Genomic DNA, 13243 nt, shown 5'->3' with positions numbered 1-13243 from the left:
TCGCCTTGTGCCGTTGCCGCTGCCCGGTGACGGGCGCATAATGCCCCATTGACAACTACACGATGACCGGGCAGGGCCGCCTCCGGCAGTAATCCGGCACCGGTCACGCTGAGGCGCACAATGGGCGTACTTCTTCATCTGCTCTCGGGTGTTGCCCTGCTTGTATGGGGCACCAACATCGTCAAGGTCGGCATCCTGCGCGTCTACGGCGCCAACCTGCGCCACGTGCTGTCGACCAGCGTCTCCAACCGCTTCACCGCCTTCCTTGCCGGGCTCGGCGTCACCGGGCTGGTCCAGAGCAGCAACGCCACCGCGGTCATCGTCAGTTCCTTCGTCGGCCAGGGCCTGATCGCCGTGGCGCCGGCGCTGGCGATCATGCTGGGCGCCAACGTCGGCACCGCGCTGATGGTGCAGGTGTTTTCACTCGACCTGTCATGGCTGTCGCCGCTGCTGATCTTCGTCGGCGTGATCGGCCATCTGAGCTGGAAGGGCAGCAAGGCGGGCCACGTGGGGCGGGTGCTGATCGGCCTGGGGCTGATCACGCTGGCGCTGGAGCTGATCTCCATTGCCACGCGTCCTGTGGTGCAGGCCGCCGGGGTCAAGGTGCTGTTCGCCTCGCTGACCGGCGACTCGGGGCTCGACATGCTGGTCGGCGCCTTCCTGACCGTCCTGTGCTATTCCAGCCTGGCCGTGGTGCTGTTCTGCGGCGCGCTGGCCTCGGCCGGCGTGGTGTCGATCCACGTGGCGCTGGCGCTGGTGCTGGGCGCCAACCTGGGCTCGGGCATCTCGGCGCTGCTGACCACCTCGGGCAACAACCAGCCGGGCAAGCGCGTGACGCTGGGAAACCTGCTGTCGCGCCTGCTGGGGTGCCTGGTGGCGCTGCCGCTGCTAAGCCAGGCCGAAGAACTGCTGGCGTTGATCGACCATGATCCGCAGCGGCTGATCGTCAATTTCCATCTGCTGTTCAATGTCACGCTGGCGGTGCTGCTGCTCGGCGCCACGGCGCCGCTGGCACGCCTGTGCGAGAAGGTGCTGCCCGGGCGCAATACCGGCGACAGCCAGGTCACGCCGCGCCATCTCGACCCGGCCGCGCTGTCGACGCCCACGCTGGCGCTGTCCAATGCCGCGCGCGAGGTGCTGCGCATCGGCGACCGCGTCGAGCAGATGCTCGACAACATGCTGCGCGTGATGCGCACCAACGACGCCAAGCTGGCCACCGCCACCTGCCGCATCGACAACGAGGTCGACGACCTCTACACCGCGATCAAGCTCTACCTGACCCGCATCAGCCTCGAAGCGCTGGACGAGCGCGACGGCCAGCGCTGGACCGAGATCATCTCGCTGACCATCAACCTGGAGCATGCCGGCGACATCATCGAGCGCATCCTGCTCGATACCAAGGACAAGAAGATCGCCCACAACCTGATGTTCTCCGAGGCCGGCATGCAGGAAATCGCCGAGATGCATGCACGCCTGGTGGCCAACCTGCGGCTGGGTTTGTCGGTGTTCCTCAACGGCGACCTGAAGAGCGCGCAGGCGCTGATGGCGGAGAAGGCCAACTTCCGTGAGCTGGAGCGCAAGTACGCGCGCACCCATCTGCAGCGCGTGGCGGTGCAGACGGCGGAAAGCGTCGAGACCAGTTCGCTGCATCTGGATGTGATCAGCGAGCTGAAGCGGCTGAATTCGCTGTTCTGCGCGACGGCCTATCCGGTGCTGGAGCAAGCGGGCGTGCTGAACCGCAGCCGGATGAAAGAAGACGATGTGCCGCCCGTCACGCGGGTACAGGCGGCGCAGCACTGAGCGGCACGGCTACATCTTGTAGCCGAACTTGCGCAGCAGGGCCTTGCGCTCCGCCACATCGGCCTCGGTCTCGATCCCCAGCGGCGAGGCGCCGTCGATCACGCCCATCACGCCGCGGCCGGCATCGGTCTGCGCGACGATCACCTGCGTCGGGTTCGCGGTCGCGCAGTAGATCCGGCAAACCTCCGGCACCGCGCGCACCGCGCCCAGCACGTTCACCGGGAAAAAACCGTCCCCCAGGAAGATCAGGAAGCTGTGCCCCGCGCCGATGGCGCGCGCGTTCTCGCAGGCCATGTCGATCAGGTGCTCGTCGGTGCCCGACCAGCGCACCAGCCGCTTGCCCGAGGCCTCGCAGAACGCGATCCCGAAGCGGATGCCGGGCACCGTGCCAACCAGCGCCTCGTGCAGGTCTTCCACGGTCTTGATGAAATGCGACTGGCCGAAGATGAAGTTGGTGGCTTCCGGCTTGGTGACCGGTACGACCGTCAGTTCCATGGCAGGGCTCCTGTGCGATGCATGTCGCCGTCCGGTTCATGGTAGGGCGCGAGGTGGTGAAAGCAAGCCGGCGCCTGCTATACCGGAGGGGTTGACCCTCCACCGGAGCAGCCGATGCCTGCCCTTGGCCGCTTGATTTCCTTGCTTGCCGTAATCGCCATGGTCCCGGCGTTTGCCGCTGCGCAGGTCGCTCCGGCATCACAGCGCGAGATCGCGGTGAGCGAGCTGCAGCGCCCCAATGTCCTGGTGGTGCTGCGCCATGCCAGCGCGCCGGGCGTGGGCGACCCGCCCGGGTTCCGGCTAGCCGATTGCGCCACCCAGCGCAACCTCGACGCGCGCGGACGCGAGCAGGCGGCGCGGCTGGGAACGAGCTGGAAGGCGGCCGGCTTCAGGCCGACGCAGGTTTGGAGCAGCGCCTGGTGCCGCTGCCAGGACACGGCGCGGCTGATCGGCCTGGGGCCGGTACAGGTGCAGCCGCTGCTCAATTCGTTCTTCGGGGCGGATGCGCAGCGCCGCGACGCGCAGGTCGCGCAGCTGTCGCGCCTGATCGACGGGCTCGACCCGCACGGCGGGCCCTACCTGATGGTCACGCACCAGGTGGTGATCACCGCGTTGACCGGCCACGGCGCCGACAGCGGTGGCGGCGTGGCGATCGAGTTGCCGCAGGGCGGCACGGCGCGGCGCACGCGCGTGCTGCCGGCCGCCGGGCTCGACTGAGCCGCGGCCTATCGGGTGGCCGGCAGGTCAGCCGCGCTCGAGCAGCGGCGCCAGGTATTTGCCGGTAAAGCTGGCCTTGCTCTTCGCCACGGCCTCCGGCGTGCCGCGCGCGATCACCTGGCCGCCGCCGGCGCCACCTTCCGGGCCCATGTCGATCAGCCAGTCGGCGGTCTTGATGACGTCCAGGTTGTGCTCGATGATGACCACGGTATTGCCCTGGTCGCGCAGCTTGTGGATGACCTTGAGCAGCAGCTCGATATCGTGGAAGTGCAGGCCCGTGGTGGGCTCGTCCAGGATATAGAGCGTGCGCCCGGTGTCGCGCTTGGACAGCTCCAGCGACAGCTTGACGCGCTGCGCCTCGCCGCCCGACAGTGTGGTCGCCGACTGCCCCAGCCGGATATAACCGAGGCCCACGTCCAGCAGCGTCTGCAGTTTGCGCCGCACCACCGGCACCGCGCTGAAGAACTCATGCGCCTGCTCGACGGTCAGGTCCAGCACCTCGGAGATGTTCCTGCCCTTGTACAGCACCTCCAGCGTCTCGCGGTTGTAGCGCTTGCCGTGGCAGACGTCGCAGGGCACGTACACGTCGGGCAGGAAGTGCATCTCGACCTTGAGCACGCCGTCGCCCTGGCATGACTCGCAGCGTCCGCCCTTGACGTTGAACGAGAAGCGGCCCGGATCGTAGCCGCGCTCCTTGGCCGCGGGCACGCCGGCGAACAGCTCGCGGATCGGCGTGAACAGGCCGGTGTAGGTGGCCGGGTTGGAACGCGGCGTGCGGCCGATCGGGCTCTGGTCGACGTTGATGACCTTGTCGAAATGCTCCAGCCCTTCGATGCGGTCGTGCTGCGCCGGCTCCGGCGTCGAGCCATACAGGTGGCGCGCCACCGCGTGGTAGAGCGTGTCGTTGATCAGCGTCGACTTGCCCGAGCCGGACACACCCGTGATGCAGGTGAGCAGGCCCACCGGCACTTCGGCGGTGACGTTGCGCAGATTGTTGCCGCTGGCGTTGACGATGCGCAGCAGCCGCTCTTCGTCCGGAGCGGCACGCTTCTTCGGCACTTCGATGCGGCGCTGTCCGGACAGGTACTGCCCCGTCAGCGATGCCGGCGAAGCCTCAATCTGCCCTGGCGTGCCCTCGGCCACGATCATGCCGCCGTGCACGCCCGCGCCCGGGCCGATATCGACCACGTAGTCGCAGGCGCGGATCATGTCCTCGTCATGCTCGACCACCAGCACCGAGTTGCCGATGTCGCGCAGGTGCTTGAGCGTGCCGATCAGGCGGTCGTTGTCGCGCTGGTGCAGGCCGATCGACGGCTCGTCCAGCACGTACATCACGCCGGTCAGCCCCGAGCCGATCTGCGACGCCAGCCGGATGCGCTGGGCCTCGCCGCCCGACAGCGTATCGGCGCTGCGCTCCAGCGACAGGTAGTCCAGGCCCACGTTGTTGAGGAAGTTCAGCCGCGCGGTGATCTCCTTGACGATCTTGTCGGCGATCTCGCGCTTGGCGCCATGCATGTCCAGCGTCAGGAAATAGGTCAGCGCATCGCGCAGCGGCCAGCCGTTGATCTCATAGATCGCGCGCGCCTGCTCGTTCTCGCCCAGCTTGACGTGGCGCGCCTCGGTGCGCAGCCGCGTGCCGTGGCAGGCGGGGCAGGGCTGGTTGTTCTGGTACTTGGCCAGTTCCTCGCGCACGGCGACGGAATCGGTCTCGCGGTAGCGGCGCTCCAGGTTGGGGATGATCCCTTCGAACACATGCTCGCGCACCGTGGTGCGGCCGCGCTCGTTGATGTAGGTGAACGGGATCTCCTGTTCGCCCGAGCCGTGCAGCACCACTTGCTGCACGTTCTCCGGCAGCTCTTCGAACGCTGTCTCGGTATCGAAGTCGTAGAACGCCGCCAGGCTCTGCAGCATCTGGAAGTAGAACTGGTTGCGCCGGTCCCAGCCCTTGATCGCGCCCGAGGCCAGCGACAGGTTGGGGAAGGCCACCACGCGCCTGGGGTCGAAGAAGGTGATCTGGCCCAGCCCGTCGCAGCTCGGGCACGCGCCCATCGGGTTGTTGAACGAGAACAGCCGCGGCTCCAGCTCCTGCAGCGAGTACGAGCAGATCGGGCAGGCAAAGCGCGAGCTGAAGGTGTGCTCCTTGTTGCTGTCCATCTCCAGCGCCAGCGCGCGGCCGTCGGCCAGGCGCAGCGCGGTCTCGAACGATTCGGCCAGGCGCTGCTTGATGTCGGCGCGGACCTTCACGCGGTCGACCACCACGTCGATGCTGTGCTTCTCGGTCTTCTTCAGCTTGGGCAGCTGGTCGACCTCATAGACTCTGGCCTCGGCCTCATGTGCGGTGCCGCCGCCCGAGCGGATGCGGAAGCGCACGAAGCCCTGCGCCTGCATGCTGTCGAACAGGTCCGAGTGCTCGCCCTTGCGGTCGACCACCACCGGCGCCAGGATCATCAGCTTGGTGTCTTCCGGCAGCGCCAGCGCCGCATCCACCATCTGCGACACGCTCTGCGCCTGCAGCGGCAGGTTGTGGTCTGGGCAGTAGGGCGTGCCGGCGCGCGCGTACAGCAGGCGCAGGTAGTCGTGGATCTCGGTGACTGTGCCGACGGTGGAGCGCGGGTTGTGGCTCGTGGCCTTCTGCTCGATCGAGATCGCCGGCGACAGGCCTTCGATCAGGTCGACGTCCGGCTTTTCCATCAGCTGCAGGAACTGGCGGGCGTAGGCGGAGAGCGACTCCACGTAGCGGCGCTGGCCCTCGGCATAGAGCGTGTCGAAGGCGAGCGAAGACTTGCCCGAGCCCGACAGGCCGGTGATCACGATCAGCCGGTTGCGCGGCAGGTCGAGATTGATGTTCTTCAGGTTGTGGGTACGCGCCCCACGGATCTTGATTTCTTCCATATGCCGAAAAGTCGTCGCCAGCCAGGCCGCCCGGGCCGGGCTGGCCGAGGCTGTCTGAAGGAAAGGCAAAACCCAGTGTCCAGGTGCGCTGGCTCGCACTTCCTGCCGCTGGCGACGGCGGAAAGCGCATCCGGGCACACGCCCGGGGGCTCGCTGGCAAGGCCAGGTGACCCGGGAAGCGCGAAGGAGCAAACCTGTTAATATACCCAACTTCGGTTTCCGGGGTAGCCGGTCCAGAACGGGCGCATGCCGGGAACCCCGGCGCGGAGCCGTCGCCGGCCTCATTTCCAGGGCGACCCGGAAGGCGGGCGGACACCGGCCAGAGGCCATACCGGCCGACGCCGTCACAAAACGGCCACCCGGCCGGCCCCGCCAGCCGACCCGCTTTCCAGAGATCCTCACGATCGCAATGCCGCCGATCCAGTCTTCTTCCCCGGACGCGAGCCCTGCCGGCGCGTCCCAGGCCCCCGCCCGCGAACGCATGACGCGCACCGAGCTGCGCGCCAGCGTGTCGCTGGCCAGCATCTTCGCGCTGCGCATGCTGGGGCTGTTCCTGATCCTGCCTGTATTTGCCGAATACGCCCGCAACCTGCCCGACGGGCATGACGCCCAGCGCGTCGGCCTGGCCATGGGCATCTATGGCCTGATGCAGGCCTTCCTGCATATCCCGCTGGGCTGGCTGTCCGACCGCATCGGGCGCAAGCCGGTGATGGTGGCCGGGCTGCTGCTGTTTATCGCGGGCGGCCTGGTGGCGGCGTTCTCCGATACGCTGACGGGCATCATCGCCGGCCGCGCGCTGCAGGGCATGGGCGCAATCTCGGCGGCCATCACCGCCTGCATCGCCGACCTCACGCGCGAGCGCCATCGCACCAAGGCGATGGCGATGGTTGGCGGCAGCATCGGCCTGACCTTTGCGCTGTCGCTGGTGATCGCCTCGCCGCTGCTGCACAGCATCGGCATGCCGGGCATCTTCAGCCTGATGTCGGTGCTGGGGCTGGTGGCCATCGGCGTGACGCTGTTCCTGGTCCCGACGCCGCCCGCGCCGCACCCGGTGCGGCTGCCGTTCCGCAAGGTGCTGCTCAATGCCGACCTGGCGCGGCTGAACGTCGGCGTGCTGGCGCTCCATGCATCGCAGGTGGCCATGTTCATGGTGGTGCCGGCGATGCTGACCGATGCCGGCATGCCGCTCGACCAGCACTGGAAGGTCTACCTGCCGGTGGTGCTGGTGTCGTTCGTGCTGATGCTGGGTCCGATGATGGCGGCCGAGCGCTACGGCCGCGTGCGCCCGGTGCTGCTGGGCGCGGTGGCGCTGATGACCGCGGTGCAGCTGCTGTTCGCAGCGGTGCACGGCCTGTGGGCCATCGTCGGTGTGCTGCTGCTGTTCTTTGTCGCGTTCAACGTGCTGGAGGCTATGCAGCCCTCGCTGGTGTCGCGCTATGCCGCATCCGCGCGCGGCGCGGCGCTCGGCGTGTACAACACCACGCAGGCGCTGGGCCTGTTCCTGGGCGGCGCCGTCGGCGGCTGGCTGCTCAAGCACGAGGGCCGCAGCGCGGTGTTCGTCGGCTGCGCGGCCGTGCTGCTGCTCTGGCTTATAATCGCCTGGAGCATGAAGGCACCTCCGGCCCGCGGGCAGGAAGCCGCACCTGCGCCGGCTGCATGAAGTTGCCTTGGCATCGCATCAATCCGTAACGCTTTCCGGGCCGAAAATGGCCTAGCATGATCGCGCCACCCGACACCGGCCGGGCGGCGCGATGTTCGTTTACGTTGCTTTAGTTGCTGCATGTCGCTGCGCCTTGGCGGCGCCGCAGTGACGGCGCAGTGCCGAACCCGGCAACCGGCCACGCTAGCCGTCGGCGCAGTATCGGATCACACTTGCAGTCAGCTTCACCCTTGTCGCCTTATCGTATTGCCACGCTTTTCAACACAGCGCGTGGCTTTTGGAGAACATTCACATGGCCTCGGTCAACAAAGTCATTCTCGTCGGCAATCTCGGCGCCGACCCCGAAACCCGCTACATGCCCAGCGGCGACGCGGTCACCAACCTTCGCCTGGCGACCACCGATCGCTACAAGGACAAGCAGTCCGGCGAGATGAAGGAAGCCACCGAGTGGCACCGCGTTTCGATGTTCGGCAAGCTGGCCGAAATCGCTGGCCAGTACCTGCGCAAGGGCTCGTCGGTCTATATCGAAGGCCGCATCCGCACCCGCAAGTGGCAGGACCAGTCCGGCCAGGACAAGTACTCGACCGAAATCGTTGCCGACCAGATGCAGATGCTGGGCTCGCGCCAGGGTGGCGGCGGCGGTGGCGATGAAGGCGGCTACGGCGGCGGCGGTGGTGGCGGTGGTGGCGGCGGCTACAGCCGTGAATCGCAGGGCGGCGGCGGTGGCTACGGCGGCGGCCGTGGCGGCCAGGGCGGCGGCCAGGGCGGCGGCCAAGGTGGTGGCGGCGCTCGTCGCCCGCAGCAGGCACCGTCGAATGGTTTCGAGGATATGGACGACGATATTCCGTTCTGACCTTGTCTAACCAAAATCTGTAAAGATCAACCCCGCCTCTGCGCGGGGTTTTTTTATGTCCGTAGCTGACTGATGGTGCGCCAGTGGAGACTCAGTGCGATTCGTACCAGCGCCGCGAACGGTTGACCACGCCCACGACGAACAGCATGACGGGCACCTCGATCAGCACGCCGACCACGGTGGCCAGTGCCGCGCCGGATTGAAAGCCGAACAGGCTGATGGCCGTGGCCTCGGCCAGTTCGAAGAAATTGCTTGCCCCGATGAGCGCCGATGGTCCCGCCACGCAATGGGCAACGCCGAGCTTGCGGTTCAGCAGATAAGCCAGGCCGGAGTTCAGCAGCACCTGGATCAGGATCGGTACCGCAAGCAGTAGGATGATCAGGGGTTGCTCGACGATCGCGTTGCCCTGGAAGCCGAACAGCAGCACAAGCGTGGCAAGCAGCGCCGTGATGGAGCCGGGGCCCAGCGCATCCACCACGCGGCGGTACGCCGCTTCACCTCTGGCCAGCAGCGCCTTGCGGATGATCTGCGCGAACAGCACCGGAATGACGATGTAGAGTGCCACCGACATGATGAGCGTGTCCCACGGGACGGTGATCGAGGACAGTCCCAACAGCAGTCCGACGATCGGCGCGAAGGCTACCACCATGATGGCGTCGTTCACCGCCACCTGCGACAGCGTGAAATAGGGATCGCCCTTGCACAACTGCGACCAGACGAAGACCATCGCGGTACACGGCGCCGCGGCCAGCAGGATAAGTCCCGCCACGTAGCTGTCGGTCTGGTCGGCCGGCAGCCATGCGGAAAACAGCTGGCGCACGAAGATCCATCCGAGCAAGGCCATCGAGAACGGCTTGACCAGCCAGTTGACGAACAGCGTGACGCCGATGCCGCGCCAGTGGCCGGCGACCTGTCCCATGGCGCCGAAGTCGATCCGGATCAGCATCGGGACGTGCGCGCTGCGATTTTTATAGGATTTTTATGCCGGTCCGCCTTCTTTCTACCCGGTTTTTACGGACACGCCGGTAGGCTTGCCCGGACCCATTCAAGGATGTCAGCCGTGACCGGGATCTTCCAGATCGTATCGATCCCTTTTGCCGCGCAGCGCCAGCCATGCGCCGTGGCGGCGCGTCGGGCAGGCGGTTCTGCTAGCATGGGGCGCGAACTTTCCCATGCCTGATACCGAACTCCGCGCCGCCGGCACACGCCCCGATCCCGATGCCCTGCTCAGGCAGGTGCAGGCCGAAACGGCTCGGGCTGCGCGCGGCAAGCTTAGGGTCTACTTCGGCGCATCGGCGGGCGTCGGCAAGACCTTTGCCATGCTTACCGCCGCGCGCGCGGCGGCGGCGCAGGGCGTCGACGTCGTCAGCGGCGTGGTCGAGACCCACGGCCGCGCGGAAACCGAAGCGCTGGTCGGCGGCATCGAGCGCCTGCCGATGAAGGCGGTGCCGTACCGCGAGCGCGTGCTCAGCGAATTCGACCTGGACGCGGCGCTGGCCCGCCATCCTGCGCTGGTGCTGGTCGACGAACTGGCGCACTCCAATGCGCCGGGCAGCCGCCATCCGAAGCGCTGGCAGGACATCCAGGAGCTGCAGGCGGCCGGCATCGATGTGTGGACCACGGTCAACGTGCAGCACCTGGAGAGCCTTAACGAGGCCGTCGGCGGCATCACCGGCATCCGCGTGTGGGAGACCGTGCCCGACACGGTCTTCGACGGCGCCGACGAGGTCGTGCTGGTCGACCTGCCGGCCGACGAACTGCTGCGCCGGCTGAAAGAGGGCAAGGTCTACCTGCCCGAGCAGGCGCGGCACGCGGCGCGCAACTTCTTCCGCAAGGGCAACCTGATCGCGCTGCGCGAACTGGCGCTGCGCCGCACCGCGGACCGCATCGACGACGATGTGCGCGCCTGGCGCCAGTCCGAAGCCGTGCAGGCGGTCTGGCGCACGCGCGAGGCGGTGCTCGCCTGCATCGGCAGCGGCGATGATGCCGAGCAGGTGGTGCGCAGCGCGCGCCGGCTCGCCGGGCAGCTCGATTGCGACTGGCACGTGGTCACGGTGGCGACGCCCCGGCTGGCGCCGCTATCCGATACCGCCAGGCTGCGCCTGCAGGCCGCGATGCGCCTTGCCGAGGAGCTTGGCGCACGGACCGAGACGCTGGCCGGCAACGACATGGTGCAGGCGATTGCGGGCTACGTGCGGCGCCACAACCTGACCAAGGTCGTGCTCGGCCGCGCGCCGGCGGACTGGCGCCGCGGCGGCTCGCTGGTGGAGCGCGCGCGTGCGCTGCTCGGGCTGGCACTGTCGCCGTTCTTCAGCGGACCGGGCTGGCTGCCCGGCCGCCGCGCCAGCTTTGCCGATGCGCTGGCGCGCGGCTGCCCCGAGATCGATATCATCCGCGTGGCCGCCGACATGACGCGCGCGGATCTGCGTCCGCGCCATGCCGCCGACGACACGGAAACCACGGCAAGCCCTGACGGCGCCAGGCGCAAGGACTACGCCTGGGCCGTGGCCTGGTGCGCGGGCGCGACGCTGCTGTCGGCGCTGGCGCTGCCATGGTTCGACGTGGTCAACATCGTCATGCTGTTCCTGGTGGCGGTGGTCGGCGTGGCGCTGCGCCACGGCCGCGGGCCGGCGGCGCTGGCGTCGGTGCTGGCGGTGGCGTCGTTCGATTTCTTCTTCGTGCCGCCACGGCTGTCGTTCGCCGTCTCCGACGTGCAGTACCTGCTGACCTTCCTGGTGCTGCTGTCGGTCGGGCTGGTGATCGGCCAGCTTACCGCCGGGCTGCGCGAGCAGGCGCGGCTGGCGGTGCAGCGCGAAGAGGACGCGCGCACGCTGTACGAGCTGGCGCGCGAGCTGTCGGCGGCATTGCAGTCCGAGCAGATCGTCGCGATCGGCAGCCGCTTCCTGCGCGCCGCCTTCGATGCCAGTTCGGCCTTCTTCCTGGTCTCGGCGGACGGGCGGCTGCTGCCACCGGTGTCGGATGACGGCCCGGCGCGCGGCATGGGAAACAGCGCCGGCCACAGCGCGGGCCACAGCGCGGGACACAGCGACTCGATCGACCGCGTGCTCGCCGAATGGGTCTTCCACCATGGCCAGCCCGCGGGCACCGGCACCGGCACGCTGCCGGGCAGCACCGTGCTGTACCTGCCGCTGAAGGCGCCGATGCGCACCCGCGGCGTGCTCGCCGTGGAGCCCGCGGTGCCGCATGCGTTCGCGCAGCCGGCGCTACGACGCCAGGCTGATGTGTTCTGCACGCTGATCGCGATCGCGATAGAACGGCTGCATTACGTCGAGGTGGCACAGCAGGCGCTGTTGTCGATGGAGTCGGAACGCCTGCGCAGTTCGCTGCTGGCCGCGGTCTCGCATGACCTGCGCACGCCGCTGACCAGCCTGATCGGCATGGCAGAAACCATGCAGCGCGGCACGCCGCCGCTGGCCCCGCCGCTGGAGGAGACTGTCGCCGCGATGCTGGAGCAGGCGCGCCGCATGCGGACCATGGTGGTCAACCTGCTCGACATGGCCAGGTTGCAAAGCCGCGACGTCCACATCCGGCGCGAATGGCAATCGGTGGAGGAACTGGTGGGCGCGAGCCTGGCCGCGATGCGCGAGGCGCTGGCGCGCCACCGCGTTGTCGTGGCCAGCCTGTCGCAGGTGCCGCTGGTGGAGTGCGACGCCGTGCTGGTCGACCGCGTGCTGTGCAACCTGCTGGAGAATGCCGCCAAGTACACGCCGCCAGGCACCGAAATCCGGTTGTCGGCCATGGCTGCGGGCGACGAGGTCCGGGTAGTGGTCGAGGACGACGGTCCGGGCGTGCCCCGCGGCAGGGAGCGGCAGATCTTCGAGAAATTCACGCGCGGCGAACGCGAGTCCGCGACCGCCGGCGTCGGGCTGGGCCTGGCCGTATGCGAGGCCATCATGCAGGCGCATGGCGGCCGCATCTGGGTGGAGCCGGCGCAGCGGCAGGGTCAGTCGCGCCCTGGCGATGGCACCGGCGCGCGCTTCACGATCGCATTGCCGCGCGGCAACCCGCCGGCGATCGAGCCCGAGCCGGCCGAACTGCCCGAGCCGTCGCCAACCAGGCAAGGAGAGGCATAGATGCCGTTCGATTTTTCGCCCACGATCCTGCTCGTCGAGGACGAACCGCATATCCGCCGCTTCGTGCGCCTGACGCTGGAGGCCGAGGGCTGCACGGTGCACGAGGCCGAGTCGCTCAAGCGCGGCCTGATCGAGGCCGGCACGCGGCAGCCCGACCTGGTCATCCTCGACCTTGGCCTGCCGGACGGCGACGGGCTCAAGCTGATCGGCGAGGTGCGCACCTGGACCGCCGTGCCGATCCTGGTGCTGTCCGCGCGCAGCGGCGAAGCCGACAAGGTCGGCGCGCTGGATGCGGGGGCCGACGACTACCTGACCAAGCCCTTCGGCGTGGCCGAGCTGGTGGCGCGGCTGCGGGTGCTGCTGCGCCGGCATGCCCGCGCCAGCGCGCAGGGTTCCAGCCAGGTCACGTTCGGCGACGTCCAGGTCGACCTTGCCAACCGACTGGTCACGCGCGCCGGGCAGGCGGTGCACCTGACGCCGATCGAGTACCGGCTGCTGGCCGTGCTGATCGCGCATCGCGGCAAGGTCATGACGCACCGCGAGCTGCTGCGCGAGGTATGGGGGCCCGCGCAATCGGAAAGCAGCCAGTACCTGCGCGTCTACATGGGGCACCTGCGGCACAAGCTCGAAGCGGACCCGGCGCAGCCGGCCCACCTGCTGACCGAAGTGGGGCTGGGCTACCGGTTTGCCGGCTAAGGCGGTTCTCTCAGCCGGTCATCCCGCCACCGCGCG

The 13243-nt window shown here is 68.2% G+C and carries 8 protein-coding genes and 1 pseudogene; 6 read left to right on the top strand and 3 right to left on the bottom strand.

The window, feature by feature from the left end; all coding sequences use genetic code 11:
• Nucleotides 1-120 precede the first annotated feature (120 nt).
• The gene (locus ACAD63_RS20220; RefSeq protein ID WP_135704369.1) at nucleotides 121-1800 is read left to right on the top strand and encodes a Na/Pi cotransporter family protein; all 1680 of its coding nucleotides are present in this window, start codon (nucleotides 121-123) and stop codon (nucleotides 1798-1800) included.
• A gap of 9 nt (nucleotides 1801-1809) precedes the next feature.
• Here ACAD63_RS20220 and ACAD63_RS20215 read toward each other — a convergent pair whose 3' ends face one another.
• Nucleotides 1810-2295: an adenosine-specific kinase gene (locus ACAD63_RS20215; RefSeq protein WP_133093650.1), complete on the bottom strand. Its 486-nt coding sequence runs from the start codon at nucleotides 2293-2295 to the stop codon at nucleotides 1810-1812.
• Between the two features lie 114 nt (nucleotides 2296-2409).
• Between ACAD63_RS20215 and ACAD63_RS20210 the strand changes: the two genes are divergently transcribed.
• Nucleotides 2410-3012, top strand: coding sequence for a histidine phosphatase family protein (locus ACAD63_RS20210; protein ID WP_133093651.1), 603 nt, complete (start codon nucleotides 2410-2412; stop codon nucleotides 3010-3012).
• 27 nt (nucleotides 3013-3039) lie between these two features.
• On the opposite strand, the gene uvrA is transcribed toward ACAD63_RS20210, so the two are convergent.
• Nucleotides 3040-5904 (bottom strand): excinuclease ABC subunit UvrA, encoded by a 2865-nt coding sequence (gene uvrA, locus ACAD63_RS20205; protein ID WP_133093652.1) that lies wholly within the window; start codon nucleotides 5902-5904, stop codon nucleotides 3040-3042.
• Nucleotides 5905-6313: 409 nt separating this feature from the next.
• Here uvrA and ACAD63_RS20200 point away from each other — a divergent pair, with 409 nt between their 5' ends.
• Both ACAD63_RS20200 and ACAD63_RS20195 read left to right on the top strand, forming a co-directional pair.
• Nucleotides 6314-7564 (top strand): MFS transporter, encoded by a 1251-nt coding sequence (locus tag ACAD63_RS20200; RefSeq protein WP_135704372.1) that lies wholly within the window; start codon nucleotides 6314-6316, stop codon nucleotides 7562-7564.
• Nucleotides 7565-7856: 292 nt separating this feature from the next.
• The gene (locus ACAD63_RS20195) at nucleotides 7857-8417 is read left to right on the top strand and encodes a single-stranded DNA-binding protein (RefSeq protein ID WP_434033204.1); all 561 of its coding nucleotides are present in this window, start codon (nucleotides 7857-7859) and stop codon (nucleotides 8415-8417) included.
• A gap of 91 nt (nucleotides 8418-8508) precedes the next feature.
• Here the strand turns inward: ACAD63_RS20195 and arsB are convergent.
• Nucleotides 8509-9369 (bottom strand): annotated as a pseudogene (arsB, locus tag ACAD63_RS20190) (ACR3 family arsenite efflux transporter); the annotation flags it as partial.
• Between the two features lie 220 nt (nucleotides 9370-9589).
• On the opposite strand from arsB, the gene ACAD63_RS20185 reads away from it, so the two are divergent.
• Together ACAD63_RS20185 and kdpE are read left to right on the top strand one after the other, a co-directional pair.
• Nucleotides 9590-12511 (top strand): sensor histidine kinase, encoded by a 2922-nt coding sequence (locus ACAD63_RS20185; protein ID WP_135704376.1) that lies wholly within the window; start codon nucleotides 9590-9592, stop codon nucleotides 12509-12511.
• Nucleotides 12512-13207 carry a two-component system response regulator KdpE gene (kdpE, locus tag ACAD63_RS20180; RefSeq protein ID WP_133093656.1) on the top strand — a complete coding sequence of 232 codons (696 nt, stop codon included), beginning with the start codon at nucleotides 12512-12514 and terminating at the stop codon, nucleotides 13205-13207.
• The last annotated feature ends 36 nt before the right edge of the window (nucleotides 13208-13243 follow it).

It is taken from the genome of Cupriavidus sp. a3 (assembly GCF_051015765.1).
GTDB classification, from domain to species: domain Bacteria; phylum Pseudomonadota; class Gammaproteobacteria; order Burkholderiales; family Burkholderiaceae; genus Cupriavidus; species Cupriavidus oxalaticus_A.
Note: the sequence above shows the minus strand (reverse complement) of the source record. Positions and strands in the feature narration are given on the sequence as shown.